Source organism: Campylobacter majalis (assembly GCF_905120465.1).
Lineage (GTDB): Bacteria > Campylobacterota > Campylobacteria > Campylobacterales > Campylobacteraceae > Campylobacter_A > Campylobacter_A majalis.
In genome coordinates this window covers 84,323-109,071 of record NZ_CAJHOF010000007.1, presented here as the reverse complement: position 1 = coordinate 109,071, position 24,749 = coordinate 84,323, and the positions used below count along the sequence as shown (strand labels likewise).

The window sequence follows — 24,749 nt, the reverse complement described above, 5'->3', positions numbered from 1 at the left end:
AACTCTAGCCAAAAATTTATACTTTTAGAAGCTCAGCTTCTTTTTCTTTTACCGTTTGGTCTATTTTTGCAGTGTAAGTGTCGGTGATTTTTTGCACTTCGTCTTGTGCTTTTTTGCTTTCATCTTCACTTATGACTTTATCTTTTTCCAGCTTTTTAACATCATCCATGGCATCTTTTCGCACATTTCTAACGCTTACTTTTGCCTTTTCGCCAAATGCTTTAGCGTGTTTTACGTTTTCTTGTCGTTGCTCACTAGTCATTGGTGGGAAAAATAGCTTCACAGCTTCGCCGTCTGAGTTTGGATTTACACCGATGTTTGCAGCTTGAATAGCAGAGCTGATGACTTTTATCATCGGCTTTTCCCACGGCGTGATCGTGATAGTCGAGGCATCTGTCGCAAGGACAGTTGCAACTTGATTTAGTGGAGTTTGAGTGCCATAATAATCAACCGTGACATGATCAAGTATATTGATATTTACCTTGCCTGTGCGAAGTGTGCCAAAATCACGACGAAGTGCTGCGATAGTCTTTTCACAACCGTCTTTTTGTTTTTGATAAATTTCATTTAACATCTTTATCCTTTTGTGATTTATTCTTTTGGTGCTTCTGGTGCCATAGGTGCTTTAATCTCATTGCTTTGTGGAACAATTAAAGTGCTTGTATCAACACCATCAAATAGCGATTTTTTCATCTCTTTGTTATATGAATATCCTAGCATTAGCGTGTTTAAAACAAACAGCAGCCCTACGATAAACGTAAATTTTGCCAAAAATCCAGCTGGACCTTTTGCACCAAATAAACTTTCATTACTGCCACTATATGCACCTAGTCCTATTGATGAACTTTTTTGCAAAAGCACAGCAATCGTAATAATTACTGCTAAGACAAATTGTAAAATCAAAAATACTGAACTCACTAATATTCCTTTAAAATTTTTAATCAACTCGTGATTATACTAAAAAAGTTTTGAATTTATATTAAAATTATTTGCAACTTTTAAGCAAATAGTTGCATAAGCTATACTAATTTATCATTGGATTGTAGTAAAAGTGATGATAAGATATAAGTACAATTTATCATTGCTTGATTGATTGATCGGTTATAATGAGTGCTTCTATTTCATACAATTCATATCGTATTGATTTAAAAAGTTCAGAGATTTGTGTATCTATAAGCTTAAAACACTCTTCTAAAACACGCGAACTTTCTTGGGCTCGTTTTAAATTTGCAGTTATTATTTCGTCTAAATTTTCTCTTGTTTGTTCGCTTTTTATGCTTTGCTTTAATACATCATTTGTGACATCGCGATATTTTATATATTCGTCGTGATTAATTTTTGCCTTGTGACGAAGGTTTTTTATCTTTAAGGCAAGGGCTTTGTCGTCAAAGCCATATCGCTTAATATCTTCAACGACCCTTAAGCCCTCTTTTAATCTATTTAAATTAGCGTCAATTACTCTATAAAGTCGCTTTTTAATCATCTCTTCCAAAAATTCCTAAAATTTGAAGCAACGATGTGAAAAGATTTACAAAATCAAGATAAAGTGCAACCGCACCCTCTACTGGAGTTTCGTAGTTTCCACGGATGATATTTTGCGTATCGTAAAGTATAAATGCACTAAAAAGTATTGCCGATACACTAGCAATAGCTAGTTGAAATAGTGGGCTTTGCGTAAAGATATTTATAATCGCAGCCACGACAACAACAATTAGTGTAATAAACAAAAATTTACTCATTGTTGTAAAATCACGCTTTGTATTCATGGCAAATATGCTAAGTCCGCCAAATGCAACCGTTGTAAGCGTAAATGCCTGTGCCACTATCGACGCACCACTTGGCATACCAAGAATCGCATAAAGTAACGGAGTAAGTGTTAAGCCACTCATAAAAGTAAATGCAAATAGTAAGATTAGGTTTAATCCAGCCTTGCGTTTAGCTGCCATTAATCCAAAAAGTAAAGCAAACTCAACTATTACCAGACCCCAAAATAGCATTTTATTTTGTATAAGCGTAACAGCCAAGGCATAAATGCCGACATAAGCACCTGCAGTTGCAGATAATAGTGATGCTGCAAAAAGCTGGTAAGTCTGCTTAATAAATGCACTTAGATTGGTTTGTGCGTAGCTTTGCTCGTATGCTTCTTCTCTAGAAGCACGATAATTTCTATCGTATAAACTCATTTTTTCTCCTTTGTTGTTTGATGCGTAAATTTAGCAAAAAAATAGTAAATATGGATTTAAATATTTCTTAATTGAATATATAAAGCCTATTGATATAAGTTAAGATTGGCTTTGAAATTTAAAGGATTTTTAAAACTGTTGTCTTGTTGATTATGACATAAATTTGTCACATTTGTTACTTTACAAGGAGCACGAAAATGATATTAATGGGATTAGTAATTTTAAATTTGTATTCGCAAAATACCTGCTCTAGATAAAATTTATTTAGTTTTGCACTTATGCTTGTTAAGAATTTTATTAGTGGTAAAATAATTTAATATCAATTTTTAATTTTTGCAACTTAAATCAATATCAAAACAAGCGAAGCGTTTTTACGAAGTAAAATGTTTCCTTGAAAACAAGTGTAACGCTCGACGTAGCCTATTTTGCAAAGTCCATCAAGCCAAAAATATAAGCAAAGCTACACAACGCAAAATCAAAGCAAATTTGCTTAAACAAACGCAAATGCTTTTTAACGCCAACCAAAATGTTTATGTAAAATAATGTTAAAAATTTAAGATAATAAATATGCTTGTTTGTATTTTTGCTTGTTATTTTGCAAAAGCATTGATAAATTATAAATTCTTGCACTCCAGTATCTATTAAAATGGTTTTTATTTGCTTTAAATTTAAGTCTGTGCAAAATAGCAATATTTAAAATTTTAATATCAATTCTTAAAAATTTAAATTAATTAAAAGAGTAAAATAGTCTTTTTAAAAGTCAAAATTCCGATAGTGCCTTAGTAGCGTTATTTTGATAAAGAATTTCATTATTTTTAATTATCAAATTGATTACTAAAATGAAAATTTTGTCATTAAAATTTCAACTAAAATTTATAAAACTTGTTATAAGATTGCTTAAAAATTAAAAGGATAAAATCTATCCTAATTAAAGGTGATATTTTGAAGGTTTATTTAGACAATAACGCGACAACCATGGTAGATCCAGAAGTTTTTGAAGCGATGAAGCCATTTTTAACTGATAACTATGGCAATCCAAACTCACTTCACTCTTTTGGCTCAGCCACTCACCCTGCACTTCGTAAGGCGTTAGATGAGCTTTATGTTGGCATAAATGCAAAAGATAGCGATGATATAATCGTGACTTCATGTGCCACTGAGAGCAACAACTGGGTGATAAAGGGCATATATTTTGACAAAATAGCAAGGGGCGATAAAAAGCGCATTATAACAACCGCTGTTGAGCATCCAGCTATCACGGCAACGTGTCATTTTTTAAAGGATTTAGGTGTAGAGCTTACAGTGCTTGATGTAAATGATGAGGGTGTTATAACTCCGCAACAGCTAAGAGACGCTATGGGAGATGATGTTGCACTTGTATCTGTAATGTATGCAAATAATGAAACTGGAATGATTTTCCCAATAAAAGAGCTTGCTAAAATCGCTCACGAATATGGTGTGCCATTTCATACCGATGCGGTTCAAGCCGTTGGCAAAATCAAAATAGACGTTCAGGATTTGGATGTGGATTTTATGAGTTTTTCAGCACATAAATTTCATGGTCCAAAAGGTGTTGGTGCCTTGTATATAAAAGACTCTCAAGAACTGTCGTCGTTGCTTCATGGCGGAGAGCATATGGGCGGTCGTAGAAGTGGCACATTAGATGTAGCTGGTATAGTCGGCATGGCTACAGCTTTAACGTTGGCAAATAAATATTTAGAGTTTGAAAACTCGCATGTGAAAAGTTTGCGTGACAAACTAGAAGATGCGATACTTAAAATCCCAGAAGTTACTGTTGTCGGAAAACGTGAGCATAGAGTGCCAAACACAATCCTTGCATCGATAAAAGGCGTAGAGGGTGAGGCGATGCTTTGGGATTTAAATCAGGCTGGTATCGCGGCATCAACTGGCTCAGCATGTGCTAGTGAGGCACTAGAGAGCAATCCTATCATGGAAGCTATTGGAGTGGATAAAGATCTGGCTCACACGGCACTTCGTTTGTCATTGTCACGATTTACAACTGATGAAGAGATAGAGTATGCAATAGACGAGATAAATAAGGCTGCTAAGAGATTAAGGGCGATATCAAGCACTTATGCCTACACACCAGCCGGACATATAAGCGGATTATAAAGTAAAGGATAAAAAATGGCAAAAAATAATTTAATAAGTGGCTCAATTTGGGATGAGTACTCACAAAAAGTTCAAGATAGAATGAATCACCCAAGACATATGGGAGAGCTAACAGAAGATGACGCAAAAGAGGCTGGTGCAAAGCTTATAGTAGCGGATTTTGGAGCTGAGAGCTGTGGAGATGCGGTGAGATTGTATTGGTTGGTTGATGAAGAAACAGATACTATAATAAATGCAAAATTTAAAAGCTTTGGTTGTGGGACTGCTATTGCTAGTTCGGACACAATGGCTGAGTTATGTATAGGAAAAAAGGTCGATGACGCTGTTAAGATAACAAATTTAGATGTTGAGTTTGCTATGCGTGACACACCTGATGAACCAGCCGTCCCACCTCAAAAAATGCACTGCTCAGTAATGGCGTATGATGTTATAAAGGCTGCTGCTGCGAGTTATAAGGGCGTTGATGCTGCGAGTTTTGAAGATGAGATAATCGTATGTGAATGTGCAAGAGTTAGCCTAGGAACCATCAAAGAAGTAATTCGCCTAAATGATTTAAAAACAGTCGAAGAGATTACGGCATATACGAAAGCTGGTGCATTTTGTAAATCATGTATCAAGCCTGGTGGACACGAAGAAAAAGAGTATTATTTAGTGGATATTTTAAGAGATACTAGAGCTGAAATGCAGAGTGAAAAGCTTAAAAAACAAGCCGATGCTAAGGGATTTGGCGATACACTTGCGTTTGATGAACTTAGTGTTGTTGGTAAGTTAAAAGCGGTAGAAAGTCTTATAGATGAGCAAATTCGCCCAATGCTTATGATGGATGGTGGCAATTTAGAGATTATAGATATTAGAAAAGATGACGATAACTATACTGACATTTATATACGCTATCTTGGCGCTTGTTCTTCATGTGCGAGTGGTAGCACTGGGACACTTTTTGCGATAGAAAATGTCCTTCAAGAGGGACTTAGTCCAAATATTCGCGTTATGCCTATATGATTTTAGCCCCTTTTTTGGGGCTTTTCACTACACTATAAATTCTAACTTCTATTTTGGCTAAAAGTAGATGAATTTTGCTTAGTAGATTTATTAAGTCAAATTTTGCAGTTATGTGGCTTTTTCTATAAAATTTAAAATAACGATTAACGCCATTAAGGCAACGTATAGCCAAATAGCTAAGTTATTGGTGTCATTTTACCGCATTAATAATTCATCATTTTCATATTAAAGTGTCTTTTTGAAATTTGAGACAATTTTATATTTTGCATACATTGCGTAGTAAAAGTTTGTAAAGAAAGCAAGAACTATGTAAAAACTATAATCAAAAATTTATAATCATAGCTTTATAGTTTTTGCGATACATAAAATAAAAACCAACCAAAACGCTTACCAACCACAAGTGGCTTTTTAGTAAAAGTTGCCTTATTGCCAAGCATGAAAAATAACCTAGTCGCCTGTGCGTAAATTTCGATCTTTTCAGGACTTTGTGGATAAATTTTTAACTTCTTGCAAAGTAGGACAGATCTTAAAATACCTTTTTTAAATACTCTGTCATTGTTTTTCCTTATTTGGATTTGACATTGTATTTTACCCACTCACCCCACTTAAAATTAAATAAAAATTTAATACTGTAACAAAATAAATTTAACTTCATTGTATTTATTTAGAAATTTTAACACAATAGCTAATTTTAAGTTTTATTTTTAAATCAGTAAGAAACTATAAATTATTTATAAAAGTTAAAAACAGCTGTTGTGTGAGGCTAGTGGTATCTTTTTAAATCATTTTTTATGTAGCTAAAATGTTATAAGGCTATTTTTATATTAATTCTTTTTGTGTGCTTTTTAGTTAATAATGTCAAAAAATTTGTAAAAACTTGGTGAAGTAAATAATTTTTGCGGTAGTTTTTAGTGATTTTAAGTTATATTGTATTTACATAAAATATGCTGAGTATTTTTGGATAAATTTTTAAATTTAAAATTTTATGGCTTAAATCAAGTCCAAATTTTCATTTTTAGAATTTAAAACTTTTCCTTTTTAAAAGGAAATAAATTTATAAAATTTCATATAGAAACATACTAATTCTTGATTTCTTAAGTAAATTTTAGTATAATCGCGGTCTCTTTACGAAAGATTTAACATCTGTTTGCATGATTTCAAGCCCTAAAAAGCCAAAACAATCCTCTGCAAATTCATCTATGTAAAGAGGTCGCGAGTTGCGACAAGTTCTTTATTAAAGGAAAAATCATGGAAAGAATCAGGCTTAAGCTTAAAGCTTATGACCACAGAGTTCTAGACCGCACAGTTGCAGCAATAGTAGAAGCTGTCAAACGAACTGGTGCTGACGTCCGCGGACCAGTGCCTATGCCTACGAAGATCAAACGCTACACAGTCTTGAAGTCTCCACACATCAACAAAGACTCACGCGAGCAGTTTGAGATGAGAATTCACGCTAGAATGCTTGACATTGTAGCAGCTACTCCAGAAACCGTAGATAGCCTAACAAAACTTGACCTTGCTCCTGAAGTAAATGTCGAAGTTAGAGCAATGAAATAAGAGGTGCAAGTATGGAATATATCGTAGAAAAAATAGGCATGAGCAGAACTGTTTCTGATAACAGTACGCCAGTTACACTACTAAGACTTGTTGATACAAAAGTATGCGAAATCGGTGAAAACAAGCGTGCTATCGTAGCTTATGCTGATACAAAAGCAGCAAACAAAGCTATCGCAGGTCAGCAAAAAAAATACAATCTAACTGCCGAGTTTAACAAATTTGCAACTTTAACAGTGGCAAATACTGAAGTAGGCGCACTTGATGTTAGCCCACTAAGCGAAGCTAAAATTTTAAAAGTTAGCTTTAACTCAAAAGGTAGAGGCTATCAGGGTGTTGTTAAAAGACACGGATTTGCTGGTGGTCCAAAGAGTCACGGTTCACGTTTTCACAGACGCCACGGCTCAATCGGTAACTGCGAATGGCCAGGCCGCGTACAACCTGGTATGAAAATGGCAGGACATATGGGAAATGAGAAAGTAACCGTTAAAAACGAACTAATAAGCTTTGACGCTGAAAATGGTATCGTTGTTGTAAAAGGTTGTGTGCCAGGATATAACGGTGCAATGGGCAGAATAAGGATTGCAAAATGAGTAAAGTTTTAGTATTAAACGATAAATTTGAAAAAGCTAGCGAGCTTGAGCTTCCTGCTAGTTATGCAGAAGTAAATCCGCACAATCTTTACCTTTATGTAAAATCTTACCTTGCAAGTATGCGTGCAAACTCAGCCCATACAAAGGGTCGCTCAGAAGTAAGCGGTGGTGGTAAAAAGCCATGGAGACAAAAAGGTCGCGGTGGTGCTCGTGCTGGTTCAACTAGAACAAACGTATGGGTAGGCGGTGCAGTAGCATTTGGTCCAACAAACAACAAAAACTACTTCCAAAAAGTCAATAAAAAGCAAAAAAGGCTTGCACTAGAATTTGCTCTAAACGAAAAAGCTGCTAACGGCAAACTATTTGCGGTTGATAGCATCTCAGTTGAGAGCGGAAAGACTAAGGATGCGGCTAAGATTGTTGAGGCTTTAAAAGTAAGAGATGTGCTTATCGTTAAAGATTTGCTTGATGATAAAACACTACTTGCGTTTAGAAACTTAGCAAATTGCTATGTAGTTGATGCTAGTGAAGTTAATGCTTATCTGGTTGCGACTTACAGTGCAGTTCTTGCTGAAAAAGCAGCACTTGCGAACTTAACAAAAGAGGGCTAATATGGCAGATATAACTGATATCAAAACAATTATTTATACAGAAAAAACTCTTGGCCTTCAAGAGCAAGGTGTTGTAGTTATCCAGACTTCACCACGCGTTACTAAAAATGGCTTAAAAGAAGTTTTAAAAGAGTATTTTGGGATAACGCCACTTCGCATAAATTCTCTTAGAATGGACGGCAAAGTTAAGCGTTTTAGAGGAAGAGTTGGCGTAAGAGATGATTTTAAGAAATTTTACGTAAAACTACCAGAGGGCGTAAGCCTAGAGAACACGGAGGCATAAGATGGCGATAAAATCATATAAACCATATACCCCTAGCCGTAGATATATGACTGGACTAAGTTCAGAAGATATCACAGCTAAGCCAAGTGTAAGAAGCCTTCTTGTTAAACTTCCAGCAACTGGCGGTAGAAATAACAACGGTCGCATTACATCTCGCCATAAAGAAGCAGGTGCAAAAAAATTATATCGTATCATCGACTTTAAGCGTCGCAAATTTGACGTTGAAGGTAAGGTTGAAGCGATTGAGTATGATCCAAACAGAAACTGCCGTATCGCATTAATTTCATATAAAGATGGCGAAAAAAGATATATCATTAAGCCAAGTGGTTTAAATGTAGGTGATGTTATCGCATCTGCTGAAAATAGCTCACTTGATATTAAGCCGGGAAATGCTATGAAGTTGCGCTATATCCCAGTGGGTACCATCGTGCATAACATAGAGCTAAAACCTGGCAAAGGTGCTCAAATAGCTCGTTCAGCTGGTGGTTATGCTCAGCTAATGGGTAAAGAAGATAAATATGTAATCGTTCGTATGCCATCAGGAGAGATGAGACAAATTTTGGCTGAATGTATGGCTACTATCGGCGTTGTAGGCAACGAAGATTGGGCAAACGTAACTATCGGTAAAGCTGGTCGTAACCGCCACCGCGGTATCCGCCCACAAACACGTGGTTCTGCGATGAACCCAGTAGATCACCCACACGGTGGTGGTGAGGGCAAGAAAAACTCAGGTCGTCATCCAGTTACTCCATGGGGTAAACCAACTAAGGGTGCTAAGACTCGCCGTAAAAAAGCAAGCGATAAGCTTATAATTTCAAGAAGGAAAGGAAAATAGAGATGGCTAGATCACTCAAAAAAGGTCCTTTCGTAGATGATCATGTAATGAAAAAAGTTGATGCCGCTAAAAAGGCAAACGACAACAAACCTATCAAAACTTGGTCAAGACGAAGCACAATCGTGCCTGAGATGATAGGACTAACATTTAACGTTCATAATGGCAAGAGCTTTATACCTGTGTATGTTACAGAAAATCACATCGGTTATAAACTTGGCGAATTTGCTCCAACACGCACATTTAAGGGTCACAAAGGCTCAGTGCAGAAAAAAATCGGCAAGTAAGGGGTAGGTAATGAGTAAATCAATTATAAAATTTGTAAGACTTTCACCTACAAAAGCCAGACTTATAGCTCGTGAGATTCAGGGTATGAATGCCGAGCTTGCACTTGCTAGTTTGCAGTTTATGCCAAACCGTGGTGCAAAATTTATCGCTAACGCTATCAGCTCAGCTGTTGCAAATGGCGGATTTGAGCCTGAAGAAGTTGTAGTAAGTAGTTGCCGTGTGGATGCAGGCCCTGTATTAAAGAGATTTCGCCCAAGAGCAAGAGGAACAGCGAGTAGAATTCGCAAACCAACTTCTCACATCATGGTAGAAGTATCTAAAGCTGAAAAGAAGGAAGCGTAATATGGGACAAAAAGTAAATCCAATAGGTCTTAGACTAGGCATTAACCGCAACTGGGAGTCTAGATGGTTTCCTTCAAAGGATACACTAGCTCAAAACATTGGCGAAGATTATAAAATTCGTGCATTTTTAAAGAAAAAGCTTTACTATGCTGGAATTAGTCAAATTCTAATAGAAAGAACAGCCAAGAAGCTTCGTGTTACAGTAGTAGCTGCAAGACCAGGTATTATCATTGGTAAAAAAGGCTCAGATGTTGAAATTCTTAAAAATGAAGTTTCAAAGCTTGTTGGTAAAGATGTAAATATCAACATCAAAGAAGAGAGAAAAGCACAGGCTTCAGCTCAACTAGCCGCTGAAAACGTAGCTATGCAGCTTGAGCGTCGTGTTGCTTTCCGCCGTGCGATGAAAAAAGTTATCCAAGGTGCACAAAAAGCAGGTGCTAAGGGTATTAAAATTTCAGTTGCTGGTCGTTTAGGTGGTGCTGAGATGGCAAGAACTGAATGGTATCTAGAAGGACGTGTGCCACTGCATACACTTAGAGCAAAGATTGATTATGGTGTGGCAGAAGCACATACGACTTATGGAAACATAGGCATTAAAGTATGGATTTTTAAAGGCGAAGTACTTCAAAAAGGTGTTCAGCCGGAAAAAACAGAAGAAGATGCACCTAAAAAATCACGCAGACCAAGAAGAGGTAAATAATCATGTTACTACCTAAAAGAACGAAATTTCGTAAGCAAATGAAGGGTCGCAATCGTGGCTATGCGACACGTGGTGCAAATTTATCAACAGGCGAATTTGCACTTAAGGCAGTTGAAGCTGGTCGTATAAATTCACGCCAAATTGAAGCTGCTCGTCAAGCACTTACTCGTCATGTAAGACGTCAGGCAAAAATTTGGATACGTGTTTTCCCAGATAAGCCATTAACTAAAAAGCCACTTCAAACTCGTATGGGTAAGGGTAAAGCAGGTGTAGAAGAGTGGGTAATGAATATTAAGCCAGGTCGTATAATATACGAAATGGCAGGTGTTAGCGAAGAACTTGCACGTGAGGCACTTACATTAGCTATGCACAAATTACCTTTTAAGACAAAATTTGTAACGCGAGAGAGTGAAAATGAAATATACTGATTTAAAAGATAAAAGCGTTGCAGAACTAAACGCTTTGCTTAAAGAGAAAAAGGTGCTTTTATTTACATTAAAACAAAAGCTAAAAACTATGCAGTTAAGCAACCCTAACGAGATCGGTGCTGTTAAAAAAGAGATAGCCCGTATCAATACTGCAATTAGTGCAACAAAGCAAGGGGCGTAAAATGGCATTAAAAAGAGAAATTCAAGGCGTAGTTTTACAAAAAGCTGGCGATAAAACAGCTACAATTTTGGTTGAAAGACGCGTTATGCATCCAAGATATCACAAATTTGTAAAACGCTTTAAAAAATACTTAGTTCATGATGAAAAAAATGAAACAAAAGCGGGAGATACTGTTGTTGCTATTGAGTGCAGACCTATCTCGGCACGTAAGAGCTTTCGTTTAAAAGCTATTTTAGCAAAGGGAGTTGAGTAATGATTCAAAGTTTTACAAGACTAGCAGTTGCTGACAATAGTGGCGCAAAAGAGCTAATGTGTATTAAGGTTTTAGGCGGAAGCAAAAGAAGATATGCAACACTAGGTGATATTATTGTTTGCTCTGTAAAAAAAGCTTTGCCAAATGGCAAGATTAAAAAAGGTCAAGTTGTCAAGGCGGTAGTTGTTAGAACTAAAAAAGAAGTTCAAAGAGAAAATGGCTCACTTATCCGCTTTGATGAGAATGCAGCTGTTATATTAGACAATAAAAGAGAGCCAGTTGGAACACGTATCTTTGGACCAGTTGGTCGTGAAGTTAGATATGCTAACTTTATGAAGATTGTTTCACTAGCACCGGAGGTTCTATAATGGCAAATGTAAAATACAAAATCAAAAAAGGTGATATGGTAAAGATAATCACTGGTGACGACAAAGGTAAAACTGGCAAAATTTTGTCTGTATTGGCTAAAAAAGGTCAGGTTATCGTTGAAGGTTGTAAGCTAGCTAAAAAGGCTATTAAACCAAGCGATAAAACACCAAATGGTGGTCATATCAACAAAGAAATGCCGATAGACATCTCAAATGTTGCGAAAGTTGAGGGTTAAGAGTATGAGATTAAAAGATAAATACAAAGAGAGTATCATACCAGCTTTAACAAAAGAATTTGATATCAAAAATCCTATGCTTGTTCCGGCACTTGAAAAGATTGTTATAAGCGTTGGTGCAAATGATTCTGCAAAAGATCAGAAAATTTTGCAAAATATGGCAGACACTATATCTTTAATAGCAGGTCAAAAAGCAATAGTTTGCAATGCTAAAAAATCAGTTGCTGGTTTTAAAGTGCGTGAAGGTTTTCCTGTTGGTATCAAAGTGACTTTGAGAAAAGAGCGTATGTATGCGTTTTTGGATAAGCTTATAAGTGTAGCATTGCCAAGAGTTAAAGACTTCCGTGGATTGCCAAGAAATGGTTTTGACGGCAGAGGCAACTACAACTTTGGATTAACAGAGCAGTTAATGTTCCCTGAGGTTGAGTATGATAAAATTTTACGTACTCATGGTATGAATATCACTGTAACAACAACAGCTAAAAACGATAAAGAGGCATTCAAATTGCTAGAGCTATTTGGTGTGCCGTTTGCAAAAGGAAAGTAAGATGGCAAAAAAATCAATGATAGCAAAAGCTGCTAGAAAGCCAAAATTTGCAGTTCGTGGTTATACGAGATGTCAAATCTGCGGACGTCCACACTCTGTTTATCAAGACTTTGGAATTTGCCGTGTTTGCCTAAGAAAAATGGCTAACGAGGGACTAATACCAGGTCTAAAAAAAGCAAGTTGGTAAGGATAAGAATATGTTAAATGATTTAATAGCAGATGGATTAACGCGTATAAGAAATGCGGCTCTTAGAAAGCTAGATACAACAAAACTTCTACACTCAAATGTTGTAGAAGCAACTCTTAATGTGCTAACAAGTAATGGCTATTTAGAGAGCTTTAATGTTGTAGAAGATGGCAATAAGAAATTTATAAACGTTGTGCTTAAATATGATGAGTATGGTAGAAGTGTTATAAATGAGCTTAAGCGTGTATCAACTCCTGGCAGACGTGTATATCAAGGTAAAGACGATATAAAGCGTTTTAAAAATGGATACGGAACTATCGTAGTTAGCACAAGCAAAGGCGTGATGAGTGGTGAAGCTGCTCACAAAGCTGGTGTTGGTGGCGAAATTCTTTGCACTGTTTGGTAATATTTAACTTGAACGTTATTTGTTAAAGTTAATCAGATTATGTAGGCTTCTTTTGAGGCCAACATAATTAAATTTTGCTTTATGTAATCTAAAGTGCAAAATAATAAAAGGTTTTGCTTTTATAACTTTAAAAGCAATAAAATTTACGGCATTGAGGTGTTTATTCAAGATAGTAGAAACACCCTAGACAAGTAAAAGGAAAAAAATGTCACGTATAGGAAAACAGCCAATATCTATACCGAGCGGTTTAGAAGTTGGCTTTGAAAATGGTGTCTTGAAATTTAAAAAAGGCAACAGCGTAAAAGAACTTGACACAAAGGGTCATGTTGAAGTAAAAGTAGAAAATGGCGAGGTTGTATTTTCTCCAAAGGGTGAAGATCGCCAAAGCAGAGCTTACTGGGGAACATATAGGGCTTTAGCTAACAATATCGTTATAGGATTAACTCAGGGCTTTACACGTCAGCTAGAAATTAACGGTGTTGGTTACAAAGCTGCAGTTAAAGGTAAAATTCTTGAGCTTACTCTTGGTTTTTCACACCTTATAAACTATGAGTTGCCAGAGGGTATAGAGGCTACAGTTGAGAGAAATATCATTACTTTAAAAGGTAGCGATAAGCAAGTAATTGGTCAAGTAGCAGCACAGGTTAGAGGATTTAGGCCGCCTGAGCCATATAAGGGCAAAGGCGTTAAATATGTTGAAGAACGCATAATCCGCAAAGCGGGTAAAACATCTAAGAAGTAAGGATAAAAAATGACTGCAAAAGTATTAAAAAGAAAACTTGCTCTTAGATTAAAGAGAAAAAGAAGAGTTAGAGCTAAAATTTCAGGTTGCCCTGTTTGCCCAAGAATTTCGATATTTAAATCAAATAGAACGATTTATGTTCAAGCGATTAACGATGTAACGGCTACAACAATAGCGGCTGCAAGTGGTAAAACGCTAGGCATTAAAGCAAACAAAGATGGTGCGGTAGTGTTGGCTAAAGAATTTGCTGCTGCTTTGAAAGCTAAGGGTATTGAAACTGGCGTATTTGATAGAAACGGATACTTGTATCATGGTGTAGTTGCAGCATTTGCTGACGCTTTAAGAGAAAATGGCATTAAGCTATAACCCAAAGGAAAATCAATGCAAAAGTATAATAGAGAAGAATTTGAAGAAGTAATCGTTGATATCGGTAGGGTTACAAAGGTTGTTAAAGGTGGTCGTAGATTTAGATTTACAGCACTTGTGGTAGTTGGCAACAAAAATGGCTTAGTTGGTTTTGGCTACGGTAAAGCTAAAGAGGTGCCAGATGCGATGAGAAAAGCCGTTGATGATGCATTTAAAAACATCATTGAAGTTAAGCTAAAAGGTACAACTATACCTCACGATATCGAAGTTAAGTATAACGCAAGTCGTATTTTGCTTCGCCCAGCTAGCGAAGGTACTGGTGTTATTGCTGGTGGTGGTGCTAGACCTATTTTAGAGCTTGCAGGCGTTAAGGATATCCTTACAAAGTCACTTGGTTCAAACAACTCAGCAAACGTTGTACGTGCTACTATAAAAGCACTAAGTATGCTTAAAGGATAAGATATGGCATTAGAAAATTTAACTCCAGCAGTTGGTTCAACAAAAAATACAAAAAGAATTGGTCGCGGACAAGGTAGCGGTCATGGCAAAACAGCAGGAAAAGGGCACAAGGGTCAAAGAGCTAGAAAAGGCTATAATGAAAAGCGTGGCTTTGAGGGTGGTCAGCAGCCACTTCAAAGACGTTTGCCAAAAGTAGGCTTTACATCTAAGTTTGAAAAACCTTATGTGATAAATGTAGAAAAGATCACAGCTGTAAAAGATCTAAGCGAAATTACTATTGCAACTATTGCAAGTGTGCATAAAATTTCAAAAAGCGTAACAAAGATAAAATTAATCGGCGTTAGTGCAAAAGATCTTGTGTCTAAGATAAAAGATAGCAACGTTATTGTTAGCGGTACAAAATAATGAATAAAAATTTGCTCAACAAGATTCTAATCACGTTGGCATTTTTATTTGCTTATAGGATACTGGCATATGTGCCAGTTCCTGGCGTTAATGTAGATGTGATTAAAGATTTTTTTAACTCAAACAGCAATAACGCACTTGGATTATTTAATATGTTTAGTGGTAATGCTGCTGAACGTTTAAGTATTATCTCACTTGGTATTATGCCTTATATTACAGCATCTATCATCATGGAGCTTTTGGCGGCAACTTTTCCAAATTTAGGAAAGCTTAAAAAAGAGCGTGATGGTATGCAAAAATATATGCAAATTATCCGTTACGCTACCATTGCTATTACGATAGTTCAGGCTATTGGTGTTAGCATAGGTTTGCAGAGCTTAAACGGACATAATGGCGAACAAGCTATTATGATAGAGCTAAATTTATTTATCGCGATAGCTGCTACATCAATGCTATCTGGAACAATGCTGCTTATGTGGATAGGTGAGCAAATTACTCAGCGTGGCATTGGCAATGGTATAAGTCTTATTATTTTTGCGGGCATTGTATCTGGTATACCTTCAGCAATAGGAGGCACTATAAATTTAGTAAATACAGGTGAGTTAAATTTCTTAGTTGTAATTGCTATTTTGGCAGTGGTTTTATTAACAGTTGGTGTTATTATCTTTGTTGAAATGGGTGAGAGACGCATACCAATCTCATATTCTCGTAAGGTTGTTATGCAAAATCAGAATAAACGCATTATGAATTATATACCAATTAAGGTAAATCTTAGTGGTGTTATACCTCCAATTTTTGCAAGTGCGATTTTGATGTTTCCAAGCACTATTTTACAAGCGAGTACTAACCCATACGTTCAGGCGGTTTATGATTTTTTAAACCCAAATGGCTACATGTTTAATTTCTTAAGTTTTGTTTTTATCATCTTTTTTGCTTATTTTTACGCTTCTATCACATTTAATACAAAAGATATTAGCGAAAATTTAAAGCGACAAGGTGGATTTATACCTGGTGTTAGACCTGGTGAAAGCACAGCTGAGTTTTTAAACGAAGTGGCTTCACGTTTGACATTTACAGGTGCTATTTATCTAGGGCTTATCTCAACGATTCCTTGGGTTTTAGTTAAGTTTATGGGTGTGCCTTTTTATTTTGGTGGTACATCTGTGCTTATCGTTGTTTCAGTAGCACTTGATACGATGAGAAGAGTAGAAGCTCAAATATACATGAATAAATACCAAACACTAAGTGCTGTTGGCTTATAAAATTTTGGCAAAGTGGGTAAGCTACCACCTTGCCTTTTTTATATAGTGCGATTTTTATTATTAAAATTTACCCTTTTGCACATCAAAAATTCATTTTTATTACCCAGTCTTTAAAATTTTTCTATCCTACTGATGTGATTTTTATCATTAATAAACTTTTTATTTTATTCTTAAAATCATGAAAGTCATGTAATATTTGTTATTTTGTAGTGGCTTAGTTTTCTTTTTATACAATGCTTTTTAGTTTTTAAAAAGCATTAAAGGTTTTAAATAGCTTTTAATACTTTAAGGATTTTACTTTAATGAGCGTAGTAAGTTAAAAATTTCTTTATTGCTTGGATTAAATTTGATACTTTTTAATATAACCTCACCTATGAAATTCATGCCATTTTTAGTATTTTGTTTGTTTTAATTGATCTAAAGATATTTTAAATATTTAGATTTTTTGAAATTTTAAAAACAAACAATATACTTATTTTTATCGATATGGTTATGGTTTTTAAGCTCATTTGTTAGAACTTAAGCTAAATTTATCTACTTTAAATAACACTTTTATTCTATTAAAGCCCCTAATAGTCCAATGTCGCATTTTGATTTTGGATCAAGGCTGTATGATATACTTGTGATTTTGCCAGTAACTATGTAGCTTTTACCTTTGCTTAGGGTTGCGATGTTATCAGCTTTTGAATTTTCTGGCACATAAGTAAGATCTGCATTACCTGACTTAAATGAAGCGGTGTTGCTAAGTAAGGCACTAGAAGATATATGAGTGAGTTCGCCTTTAAATTTTATCATTTTGTTGTTGTAATTTTGTATTGCTCTTGCTTCGTTTTCTTTCCACTCATTACATATGGTGCTTGGGTTGATTTCGGTTGCAAGACTGGCGCCACTTGCGACTTTATTTATGCTATTTAGCGCCTCAGTAACCTCAGCACAACCAGCAAATGCTCCAGCCAAAACAACAGCTAGGCTAAATTTTAAATACTTCTTCATATTTTTCCTTTTATTTTTTAAAAATAGAAATTTAACAAATTTTAGGTTAATTTTACAAACTTTTTAAAATTTCATCGGTTGTTTTTACATCAGCAAAAATTCCATTCATTGCAGCCATAAATGCTATATGAGCGATATTTGCGTCTATCTTTGTGCCGTTAAACTCAAGCTCTTTTGTAGCACAAGCATCATGAGCCAAACTCACACTAAAGCCCTTTGCAACGGCTGAACGCACACTAGTATCTATACACATGTGACTCATCATACCGCAAATTATGAGATTTTTAATATTTAAGCGTTCTAGCTCATGTCCTAGTTTAGTGTTTAAAAATGCGTCTGGAAAATGCTTTACAACGACAAATTCACCATCTTTTGGTGTTAATAACTCATGTATTTGCACGCCGTTTGTATTTGGTGCGAAAAATGGTGCATTTTCGCTCTCAAAAATATGCTGGATATGAAAAATCGGTGCGTTTAGCTGCCTAAATTTTTCAAGCAACGCTTTTGCATTTTGTGCCGCTTTTATCGGCTCGTAAAGCTCGGATTTGCCACCTTGAAAATAGTCATTTTGTATGTCGATTATGACAAGTGCTGTATCTTTCATTTATTTTCCTTTGTGTTATGATTTTAAACATAAATTTTGCATTTTTTAGTCAAAATACTAACTCACCAAGCTTGATAGCTACGATAAGTGCCGTTAAATGTAAATTTATCGGGATTATTTTTAATAAAATTTAAAATCTCTTTATCAGCATTTTTAAAATCACTCTCAATGTTTTTTAAAATTTCATCAAGCTCATCATCCGCACTATCAAATAATTTCTCTCGCTCGTCCCTATCAAAAGGGATTGTTTCATTAAAATAATCAAGCACTTTTTGAAAATTTTTAGCATGAGATTTTATGCCAAAATGATTAAGCCCATCTATCACATCTTGCCAAACTATGCCTGTGGCGTTGGTAAAAAACTGAATATGCCCACCGTTATTAACTTCTGCAAAATACCAAAAATCGCATTTAAATAGCGTTGCTCTAGAGTAAAGCGTTTGGCTGATTGTAGATACTCCTTATGCGAGTTATAAATATCAATAGTCCAAAACATCGGCTGATTAATCTTGTAAATATCATCAAGCATTTTAACTTCATCAGCTGTTATCGCCTTATAAATTTCTTTTTCTTGCATGTTAAAATATCGCCTCATTCATCTCGCTTGGTTTTTCAAGCCCCATGCATTTTATGACACTTGCTGCGATGTTGCTAAGCCCCATGCCACTTTTTAGCTCACTCACGCCATTGGCCATCACAAAGCAATACACATCAAAAGTCGTGTGATTGGTAAGCATTTCACCGCTCTCATCACGCATAGCCTCGCAGTTGCCGTGATCTGAAATTTGCACGTACGCATAGCCTAGCTCACGAGCCTTTTGCACGATCTTGCCAAGACACTCATCAACCGCCTCAACCGCCTTTACAGCCGCGTTAAAATCGCCCGTATGCCCGACCATATCGCCATTTGCAAAATTTACCACGATAAAGTCATACTCCGCATCAATCGCCTTTAAAACCGCATCGCATACTTCATAACCACTCATCTGTGGATTTTCGTCGTATGTTTTTACCTTTGGGCTAGGCACAAGAACGCGAGTTTCGTTTATCTCAGCATCTTCTACTCCGCCGTTAAAAAAGAAAGTTACATGGGCGTATTTTTCTGTTTCTGCCGTATGAAACTGCGTTTTACCAGCTTTTGCGATGACATTTGATAGAGTGTTTTGCAAATTTTCTTTTGGGATTAAAACTGGATAGGTGAATTTCGCGTCGTATTCGGTCATCGTGATTAAATTTCGCACGATAAATTTTCGCTCAAACTCACTAAAGCTCTCGCCTCCAAATGCACTTACTAGCTCACGCATTCTATCATTTCTAAAATTTATAAAAATCACGCCATCATTTTCGCCAATGCCTTTAAAATCATTAAAAGTAGCAGGGGCGATGAACTCATCAATCTCATTTTTAGCATAGTTTTGCTCTATGTACTTGCTTGGCGTAATACTAAGTGGCATTAAAGCCCCAAAATACGCATCATAAGCCTGTTTTACACGCTCAAAGCGATTGTCTCTATCCATGGCGTAAAAGCGACCGCAAATGGTTGAAATTTTCATCTTTTGCTCGGCTGATTTTACAAGCTCAAATGCTGATTTTGGCGATACATCGCGACCATCTGTGATGATGTGTGCGTGGGCGTTGCAGCCATTTTGCACAGCTAGATCATACATGGCATGAAAGTGATTAAGGTGCGAATGCACTCCACCATCTGAGTAAAGTCCGATGACATGGATATTTTTGCAAGTTTTAAACATTTTGCATAAATTTTCATCGGTTTTAAAATCACCATTTTTAAAAGCTAGATCAATTTTTACCAAATTTTGATATAAAACTCGTCCGCTCCCTATCGTCATATGCCCCACTTCTGAGTTGCCCATTTGTCCTTCAGGTAAGCCAACAGCAAAACCGGAAGTCTTTATTAAAGTATTTGGCGTGTTTTTAAATAGCCACTCATATGTTGGCTTTTTAGCCGCGGCAAATGCGTTAAAATTTTCACTCTCGTTATGTCCTATGCCATCAGTTATCACAAGTATGGTTTTTTGTGCCATTTTTGCTCCGAATTTATCATTTTTTTAGTGGCATTATACTAAAATTAGCCTTTTTAAAAATAAAGGCAATATTTTGTTTTACTATCTTAATGGGATTATAAATTTAAACTTTTTTCAGTATCTTACGGTTCGCGCTGGACTTTCATTTTTCGTGGCATTTGTGCTTACTGTTTGGCTTATGCCAAAATTTATACGCTGGGCAAAGGCTAAAAATGCCAGTCAGCCCATCTACGAACTAGCCCCTAAAACTCACCAAGAAAAGGGCAAAACGCCGACTATGGGCGGACTTGTTTTTGTATTTACGGCAGTTATTGCTAGTTTGCTTTGTGCTAGACTTGATAATGCTTTTGTTTTAGCGTCGCTCATGACGCTTGTTGGATTTTGTGCAATAGGTTTTTATGATGATTACTCAAAGATTGTCGGTCGTAAAAATCACGCTGGTCTTACGCCAAAGGCAAAAATGGCACTTTTGATTACATTTTCGTTTATAGTTTGTATGTTTTTATATTTTATAGGAAAGCTTAGCGGTGAGTTTTATTTGCCGTTTTATAAACACCCACTTTTTGATATGGGGCTTTTTAGTGTTGCATTTTGGATGCTTGTGCTAGTTGCTACGTCAAATTCGGTAAATTTAACCGACGGACTTGATGGACTTGCTACTGTTCCTAGTATCTTTTCATTAATTACGCTTGGTGTATTTGCCTATCTTAGTGGACACGCCGTATTTAGCTCATATCTTTTCTTGCCAAAGGTTGTAAATTTAGGCGAAGTTATCATTGTTGCTTCGGCACTTGTTGGTGGATTGCTTGGATTTTTATGGTATAACTGCTATCCAGCACAAGTTTTTATGGGCGATAGTGGGAGTCTTAGTATCGGTGGCTTTATAGGTCTTATGGGTATTATGAGCAAGAATGAAATTTTGCTCGTTTTGGTTGGTTTTGTCTTTGTGGTTGAAACGTTAAGTGTGATTTTACAAACCACAAGCTATAAATTTCGCAACAAAAAACGCATATTTTTAATGGCACCTATTCACCATCACTTTGAAATGAAGGGCTGGGCAGAAAATAAGATAATCATTCGCTTTTGGATTATTGCTTTGATGGCAAACTTAGTTGCACTTATCGCTCTAAAACTTAGGTAAGAGCGGTGATAGAACCAAATTTTAAGGTCGCAAAAGAGCGATATGATAAAATTTGGCTGAAATTTTATCATATACTGATTGCTACGATGAAGATGGCAAAAAGTATGAAATTTTAAAGCAAAATATCAAAGCCATAGGTAGCAAAAATGTCTATGATTTTAATGTCGTGGAGTGGTGGGAGACTGGATGGGGCCGAAAATATCGCATTTGACATCGCTTTGATAGAGGCAAATCTCGTGCCAGACAGCACAAAGGCCGAGCTTACCAAAATCGTTGAGCACATGTGTAGCTTTTGTGAGTGAGTATAGTAGAGTGGCATACGCAAGTTATTTTCATGATTTTTTAAGGCTAAATTTTAAAGAGACTTGCACCTACAAACTATTTACAAGATAGAAAATAAATAGCGAGATGACCGAGATTTTGGCTAATTTGATAGGCATATAGATTTAAAACAAGGGCTGTTTGTTTTTATAATTTTTTGAGTGATTTTAGTTTGTGTTGTGTTTAGCTTGGCAAATTAGAAATCTTAAAGGGGTAAAATATGAAAAAAAGCTTATTTGGATATGGCGGCACGATAAAAGCCATCGCAAAAAGCGGTGGCTGGGATATTTATGATGATAAATTTAGCAAGATTTCTACCGATGAGTTTGGCAACACGCTTTTGCCAGTAAGTGAGTTTAAGCCCGAAAACTCAGGGCTTGAGATCACGACTCCCGGTATCGCACCAAGTCACGAGCTTATCAAAAAAGCTAAGAATTTGATAAGCGAATATGACTATTTTTACGAAAAACATACAAAAAATTTACCCTTTTGTATATGGATTAGTGGCACAAACGGCAAGACTACGACCACAAAGATGATGCAGTATCTGCTTGAAAATCATGGCTCTGCAATGGGCGGAAATGTCGGCACGCCACTTGCCGATCTTAGCTCACAAGCAAAAATTTGGATACTAGAAACCAGCTCATTTACTATGCATTATTCAAACACCGCAAAGCCTGATATTTACGTGCTTTTGCCTATCACGCCTGATCATTTGTCGTGGCACGGCGATTTTAGTGAGTATGAAAAAGCAAAGCTTAAGCCGCTTGGCATGATGAGCGAAAATGGCGTGGCTATCGTGCCAAAAGCATACGCAAAAACTCCCACAAAAGCCTGTGTTATAAGCTATGAAAACGAGACGGATTTGGCTAAATTTTGCGGTGTAGATGAGAGCGAGATAGGCTTTAAAACGCCGTTTTTAATGGATGCACTCTTAGCCCTTGCGGTAGAGAAAATTTTGCTTGATAAGTGTGATGTAGGCAGATTAAATAAATTTGTCATCGAGCCAAATAAGCTTGAAGAGTTTAGGGATAAATTTGGGCGTGTTTGGGTAAATGATACGAAGGCTACAAACATCGACGCAACGATACAGGCGATAAAAAGATATGATGGTAAATTTTTGCATTTAATCTTGGGTGGCGACGATAAAGGTGTGGATTTAAGTCCGGTTTTTAAGGCTTTGAGTGCTAAAAATGTACAAATTTATACAATCGGATCAAATAGCCAAAAGCTAACTATTTTAAGCGAAAAATTTGGCATAAAGTGCGTTAAATGCGATATTTTGCAAAATGCCGTAAGTGAAATTTCAAAGTCACTTAAAAGTGATGAAGTGGCACTTCTTAGCCCAGCTTGTGCGAGTTTGGATCAGTTTAAAAGCTATGCCGAGCGAGGTAATAAATTTAAAGAATTTGTGGCAAATCTAAATTAAAGTTGCATTATTTTTATAAAATTTATTAATTGCTTTTGCAAAATTTAAATAACAAAGACCAAAAAGCCAACTTTAATTTATCCTTGTTGTTTGCTGAATTTTGTATTGATTTAGCTTCTTTTAATAAATATAAAAATCCGTTTTAATCTTGAAATTTAGTAAAGCAAATCTTAAATATAAGCAACAAACCTAGCACTTTTATAAATCAAAAATGCTTCTTTAAAATTTGCTTTGCAATTTTTATATTTTTGTTTTTCATTGCTATAGTAAAACTTTTTAATTGAGTTATTATAATTTTGCAAGTTAAATTGTTGGCAAAGTTTTAACAATAAACAACTAAAATCTTAAGCAAATACTAAATTTTAATTTTATAAAAAAATTTAAGTTAATTTGAATTTTATAAAATTTTTAGTATCCTATAAGACTACTTCATATTTAAAGGATTTGCTTGGATAATTTGCTATATATTGTAAAAACCATAAATGACTTTGTTTGGGGACCGTATTTTCTTATTACACTACTTTGCGGTGCAGGTATTTATTTTACGATTAGACTTGGCTTTGTTCAGTTGAGTAAATTTAAAATAGCATATAGACGGCTTTTTGGCAGTTTTTCGCTTCATGGAGATGCTGCTGGAAAAGATGGCATGACAAGCTTTCAAGCTGTTGCTACGTCGGTTGCAGCTCAGGTTGGCACGGGCAATTTAGTAGGTGCATCTACGGCACTTATAATGGGTGGTCCAGGTGCTATATTTTGGATGTGGATTGCTGCTTTTTTAGGTATGGCGACAAATTTTGCCGAGATATGCTTGGCTCAAATTTACAAAACAAAAGACGATAGTGGGCATATTATAGGCGGACCGGCGTTTTATATCTCTCGTGGTCTTGGTGGAAAATTTGGTAAAATTTTGGCTGGATTTTTTGCGATTGCTATTATTTTAGCACTCGGTTTTATGGGTAATATGGTTCAGGCAAATTCAATCAGTAGCGGTTTTAGTAGTGCATTTAATGTTCCTCAGTGGTTTAGTGGCGGAGTTTTAGCACTGATATGCACCATTGTGTTTATAGGTGGAGTTAGAAGAATAACAAGAGTCGCTGAAAAAGTTGTGCCTATAATGGCAATACTTTATGTGGCGGTTGGCATTGTTATTATTATCTCAAATATCTCTGCTGTGCCTGAGATGTTTTTGTTGATTTTTAAAGCTGCCTTTAACCCATCTGCGGCATGGGGCGGAGCAACAGGTGCTACTATAGCGACCGCAATGAGATATGGTATAGCCAGAGGATTGTTTTCAAACGAAGCCGGTATGGGTTCTACTCCGCATTCTCACGCTGCTGCTAAAGTAAAACATCCAGTTGAGCAGGGAGTATTGGGCATAATGAGCGTATTTATAGATACATTTGTGGTCTTAAATATCACTGTATTTGTAATACTTACTTCTGGCTCGGTTGAATTTATAGATGGCAAGGCGACTTATGTTGGTATTACGTTAGTGCAACAAGCTTTTGGTTCGTTTTTGGGAGTAAATGCTGGATACTCGTTTATTGCGATTTGTCTTTTCTTTTTTGCTTTTACTACAATCGTTGGATGGTATTATTTTGGCGAGATAAATATTCGCTATCTCTTTGGCAAAAAGGGCATTAGGGTGTTTCAAATTTTAGTTGTTTGCTTTGTTTTTATAGGTAGCACACAAAAGTTAGATTTGGTATGGGAACTTGCTGATATGTTTAATGGATTTATGGTTTTGCCAAATTTAATTGCCATACTTATACTAAGTCCAATTGTTATAAAGCTACTAAAAGACTATGATGATAAAAGAGAATACAATGTAAATGATTATATTAAAAGTTAAAAT

Annotated in this window: 37 protein-coding genes; 27 read left to right on the top strand and 10 right to left on the bottom strand. The window is 36.0% G+C overall.

Annotation, left to right across the window (positions count from 1 at the left end; all coding sequences use genetic code 11):
- Positions 1-16: 16 nt before the first annotated feature.
- From frr to LQU93_RS05200, 4 genes are all read right to left on the bottom strand, one after another.
- Entirely contained in the window at positions 17-574 is a 558-nt protein-coding gene (frr, locus tag LQU93_RS05215; RefSeq protein ID WP_229932823.1) for a ribosome recycling factor, read from the bottom strand.
- A 17-nt stretch (positions 575-591) separates the two neighbouring features.
- Positions 592-918 (bottom strand): preprotein translocase subunit SecG, encoded by a 327-nt coding sequence (secG, locus tag LQU93_RS05210; RefSeq protein WP_229932822.1) that lies wholly within the window; start codon positions 916-918, stop codon positions 592-594.
- 160 nt (positions 919-1,078) lie between these two features.
- Entirely contained in the window at positions 1,079-1,483 is a 405-nt protein-coding gene (locus LQU93_RS05205) for a thiamine-phosphate pyrophosphorylase (RefSeq protein ID WP_229932821.1), read from the bottom strand.
- Positions 1,476-2,183, bottom strand: coding sequence for a Bax inhibitor-1/YccA family protein (locus LQU93_RS05200; RefSeq protein WP_229932820.1), 708 nt, complete (start codon positions 2,181-2,183; stop codon positions 1,476-1,478). The genes LQU93_RS05205 and LQU93_RS05200 overlap by 8 nt, the downstream gene beginning before the upstream one ends.
- A 942-nt stretch (positions 2,184-3,125) precedes the next feature.
- Here LQU93_RS05200 and LQU93_RS05195 point away from each other — a divergent pair.
- Together LQU93_RS05195 and LQU93_RS05190 are read left to right on the top strand one after the other, a co-directional pair.
- Positions 3,126-4,316 (top strand): NifS family cysteine desulfurase, encoded by a 1,191-nt coding sequence (locus LQU93_RS05195; RefSeq protein ID WP_229932819.1) that lies wholly within the window; start codon positions 3,126-3,128, stop codon positions 4,314-4,316.
- Between the two features lie 15 nt (positions 4,317-4,331).
- Positions 4,332-5,318 carry an iron-sulfur cluster assembly scaffold protein gene (locus LQU93_RS05190; protein ID WP_229932818.1) on the top strand — a complete coding sequence of 329 codons (987 nt, stop codon included), beginning with the start codon at positions 4,332-4,334 and terminating at the stop codon, positions 5,316-5,318.
- A 344-nt stretch (positions 5,319-5,662) separates the two neighbouring features.
- Here LQU93_RS05190 and LQU93_RS05185 read toward each other — a convergent pair whose 3' ends face one another.
- Positions 5,663-5,914 (bottom strand): hypothetical protein, encoded by a 252-nt coding sequence (locus LQU93_RS05185; RefSeq protein WP_229932817.1) that lies wholly within the window; start codon positions 5,912-5,914, stop codon positions 5,663-5,665.
- A 652-nt stretch (positions 5,915-6,566) separates the two neighbouring features.
- Between LQU93_RS05185 and rpsJ the strand changes: the two genes are divergently transcribed.
- The 21 genes from rpsJ (at position 6,567) to secY (ending at position 16,361) form a co-directional block, all read left to right on the top strand.
- Positions 6,567-6,875, top strand: a complete 309-nt coding sequence (gene rpsJ / locus LQU93_RS05180) for a 30S ribosomal protein S10 (RefSeq protein ID WP_009295257.1) — start codon at positions 6,567-6,569, stop codon at positions 6,873-6,875.
- An 11-nt stretch (positions 6,876-6,886) separates the two neighbouring features.
- On the top strand, positions 6,887-7,465 hold the full coding sequence (gene rplC, locus LQU93_RS05175) for a 50S ribosomal protein L3 (protein WP_229932816.1): 579 nt from the start codon (positions 6,887-6,889) through the stop codon (positions 7,463-7,465).
- A complete protein-coding gene (gene rplD / locus LQU93_RS05170) occupies positions 7,462-8,076 on the top strand; it encodes a 50S ribosomal protein L4 (protein ID WP_229932815.1) in 615 nt (204 codons plus the stop codon). Before rplC ends, rplD begins: the two co-directional genes overlap by 4 nt.
- A 1-nt stretch (position 8,077) precedes the next feature.
- Positions 8,078-8,359 (top strand): 50S ribosomal protein L23, encoded by a 282-nt coding sequence (locus tag LQU93_RS05165; protein WP_229932814.1) that lies wholly within the window; start codon positions 8,078-8,080, stop codon positions 8,357-8,359.
- Position 8,360: 1 nt separating this feature from the next.
- Positions 8,361-9,194, top strand: a complete 834-nt coding sequence (rplB, locus tag LQU93_RS05160) for a 50S ribosomal protein L2 (protein WP_229932813.1) — start codon at positions 8,361-8,363, stop codon at positions 9,192-9,194.
- Between the two features lie 2 nt (positions 9,195-9,196).
- A complete protein-coding gene (gene rpsS, locus LQU93_RS05155; RefSeq protein ID WP_229932812.1) occupies positions 9,197-9,478 on the top strand; it encodes a 30S ribosomal protein S19 in 282 nt (93 codons plus the stop codon).
- A gap of 10 nt (positions 9,479-9,488) precedes the next feature.
- The gene (rplV, locus tag LQU93_RS05150; RefSeq protein WP_229932811.1) at positions 9,489-9,821 is read left to right on the top strand and encodes a 50S ribosomal protein L22; all 333 of its coding nucleotides are present in this window, start codon (positions 9,489-9,491) and stop codon (positions 9,819-9,821) included.
- Position 9,822: 1 nt separating this feature from the next.
- Complete coding sequence (gene rpsC / locus LQU93_RS05145; protein WP_229932810.1) at positions 9,823-10,521, top strand: 30S ribosomal protein S3; 699 nt, start codon at positions 9,823-9,825, stop codon at positions 10,519-10,521.
- Between the two features lie 2 nt (positions 10,522-10,523).
- Positions 10,524-10,949, top strand: coding sequence for a 50S ribosomal protein L16 (gene rplP / locus LQU93_RS05140; RefSeq protein ID WP_229932809.1), 426 nt, complete (start codon positions 10,524-10,526; stop codon positions 10,947-10,949).
- Entirely contained in the window at positions 10,936-11,130 is a 195-nt protein-coding gene (gene rpmC, locus LQU93_RS05135) for a 50S ribosomal protein L29 (RefSeq protein WP_229932808.1), read from the top strand. The genes rplP and rpmC overlap by 14 nt, the downstream gene beginning before the upstream one ends.
- A gap of 1 nt (position 11,131) precedes the next feature.
- The gene (gene rpsQ / locus LQU93_RS05130; protein WP_229932807.1) at positions 11,132-11,383 is read left to right on the top strand and encodes a 30S ribosomal protein S17; all 252 of its coding nucleotides are present in this window, start codon (positions 11,132-11,134) and stop codon (positions 11,381-11,383) included.
- Positions 11,383-11,751, top strand: coding sequence for a 50S ribosomal protein L14 (gene rplN / locus LQU93_RS05125; RefSeq protein ID WP_229932806.1), 369 nt, complete (start codon positions 11,383-11,385; stop codon positions 11,749-11,751). Before rpsQ ends, rplN begins: the two co-directional genes overlap by 1 nt.
- Positions 11,751-11,987, top strand: a complete 237-nt coding sequence (gene rplX / locus LQU93_RS05120; RefSeq protein WP_229932805.1) for a 50S ribosomal protein L24 — start codon at positions 11,751-11,753, stop codon at positions 11,985-11,987. The genes rplN and rplX overlap by 1 nt, the downstream gene beginning before the upstream one ends.
- A gap of 4 nt (positions 11,988-11,991) precedes the next feature.
- A complete protein-coding gene (rplE, locus tag LQU93_RS05115; RefSeq protein ID WP_229932804.1) occupies positions 11,992-12,534 on the top strand; it encodes a 50S ribosomal protein L5 in 543 nt (180 codons plus the stop codon).
- 1 nt (position 12,535) lies between these two features.
- Positions 12,536-12,721 carry a type Z 30S ribosomal protein S14 gene (locus tag LQU93_RS05110; protein ID WP_034970020.1) on the top strand — a complete coding sequence of 62 codons (186 nt, stop codon included), beginning with the start codon at positions 12,536-12,538 and terminating at the stop codon, positions 12,719-12,721.
- Positions 12,722-12,731: 10 nt separating this feature from the next.
- On the top strand, positions 12,732-13,127 hold the full coding sequence (gene rpsH / locus LQU93_RS05105; RefSeq protein WP_229932803.1) for a 30S ribosomal protein S8: 396 nt from the start codon (positions 12,732-12,734) through the stop codon (positions 13,125-13,127).
- 205 nt (positions 13,128-13,332) lie between these two features.
- Positions 13,333-13,869, top strand: coding sequence for a 50S ribosomal protein L6 (gene rplF, locus LQU93_RS05100; protein ID WP_229932802.1), 537 nt, complete (start codon positions 13,333-13,335; stop codon positions 13,867-13,869).
- 9 nt (positions 13,870-13,878) lie between these two features.
- Entirely contained in the window at positions 13,879-14,235 is a 357-nt protein-coding gene (rplR, locus tag LQU93_RS05095; RefSeq protein WP_229932801.1) for a 50S ribosomal protein L18, read from the top strand.
- A gap of 15 nt (positions 14,236-14,250) precedes the next feature.
- Positions 14,251-14,694 carry a 30S ribosomal protein S5 gene (gene rpsE / locus LQU93_RS05090; protein WP_229932800.1) on the top strand — a complete coding sequence of 148 codons (444 nt, stop codon included), beginning with the start codon at positions 14,251-14,253 and terminating at the stop codon, positions 14,692-14,694.
- A 3-nt stretch (positions 14,695-14,697) separates the two neighbouring features.
- Positions 14,698-15,099 carry a 50S ribosomal protein L15 gene (rplO, locus tag LQU93_RS05085; protein ID WP_229932799.1) on the top strand — a complete coding sequence of 134 codons (402 nt, stop codon included), beginning with the start codon at positions 14,698-14,700 and terminating at the stop codon, positions 15,097-15,099.
- Positions 15,099-16,361 carry a preprotein translocase subunit SecY gene (gene secY, locus LQU93_RS05080; protein ID WP_229932798.1) on the top strand — a complete coding sequence of 421 codons (1,263 nt, stop codon included), beginning with the start codon at positions 15,099-15,101 and terminating at the stop codon, positions 16,359-16,361. Before rplO ends, secY begins: the two co-directional genes overlap by 1 nt.
- A 552-nt stretch (positions 16,362-16,913) precedes the next feature.
- Here the strand turns inward: secY and LQU93_RS05075 are convergent.
- The 5 genes from LQU93_RS05075 to gpmI form a co-directional block, all read right to left on the bottom strand.
- The gene (locus tag LQU93_RS05075) at positions 16,914-17,354 is read right to left on the bottom strand and encodes an OB-fold protein (RefSeq protein WP_229932797.1); all 441 of its coding nucleotides are present in this window, start codon (positions 17,352-17,354) and stop codon (positions 16,914-16,916) included.
- A gap of 52 nt (positions 17,355-17,406) precedes the next feature.
- Complete coding sequence (locus LQU93_RS05070; protein ID WP_229932796.1) at positions 17,407-17,958, bottom strand: cysteine hydrolase family protein; 552 nt, start codon at positions 17,956-17,958, stop codon at positions 17,407-17,409.
- Positions 17,959-18,020: 62 nt separating this feature from the next.
- Positions 18,021-18,326 carry a DMP19 family protein gene (locus LQU93_RS05065; protein WP_418884063.1) on the bottom strand — a complete coding sequence of 102 codons (306 nt, stop codon included), beginning with the start codon at positions 18,324-18,326 and terminating at the stop codon, positions 18,021-18,023.
- On the bottom strand, positions 18,296-18,553 hold the full coding sequence (locus tag LQU93_RS05060) for a hypothetical protein (protein ID WP_229932795.1): 258 nt from the start codon (positions 18,551-18,553) through the stop codon (positions 18,296-18,298). The genes LQU93_RS05065 and LQU93_RS05060 overlap by 31 nt, the downstream gene beginning before the upstream one ends.
- Positions 18,537-20,003, bottom strand: a complete 1,467-nt coding sequence (gene gpmI / locus LQU93_RS05055; RefSeq protein ID WP_229932794.1) for a 2,3-bisphosphoglycerate-independent phosphoglycerate mutase — start codon at positions 20,001-20,003, stop codon at positions 18,537-18,539. The genes LQU93_RS05060 and gpmI overlap by 17 nt, the downstream gene beginning before the upstream one ends.
- A 73-nt stretch (positions 20,004-20,076) precedes the next feature.
- Here gpmI and mraY point away from each other — a divergent pair, with 73 nt between their 5' ends.
- The 4 genes from mraY (at position 20,077) to LQU93_RS05035 (ending at position 24,746) form a co-directional block, all read left to right on the top strand.
- On the top strand, positions 20,077-21,144 hold the full coding sequence (gene mraY / locus LQU93_RS05050; protein ID WP_229932793.1) for a phospho-N-acetylmuramoyl-pentapeptide-transferase: 1,068 nt from the start codon (positions 20,077-20,079) through the stop codon (positions 21,142-21,144).
- A gap of 52 nt (positions 21,145-21,196) precedes the next feature.
- Positions 21,197-21,355 (top strand): hypothetical protein, encoded by a 159-nt coding sequence (locus LQU93_RS05045; protein ID WP_229932792.1) that lies wholly within the window; start codon positions 21,197-21,199, stop codon positions 21,353-21,355.
- Positions 21,356-21,685: 330 nt separating this feature from the next.
- Entirely contained in the window at positions 21,686-22,894 is a 1,209-nt protein-coding gene (murD, locus tag LQU93_RS05040; protein ID WP_229932791.1) for a UDP-N-acetylmuramoyl-L-alanine--D-glutamate ligase, read from the top strand.
- 448 nt (positions 22,895-23,342) lie between these two features.
- Positions 23,343-24,746: an alanine/glycine:cation symporter family protein gene (locus tag LQU93_RS05035; protein WP_229932790.1), complete on the top strand. Its 1,404-nt coding sequence runs from the start codon at positions 23,343-23,345 to the stop codon at positions 24,744-24,746.
- Positions 24,747-24,749: the final 3 nt, after the last annotated feature.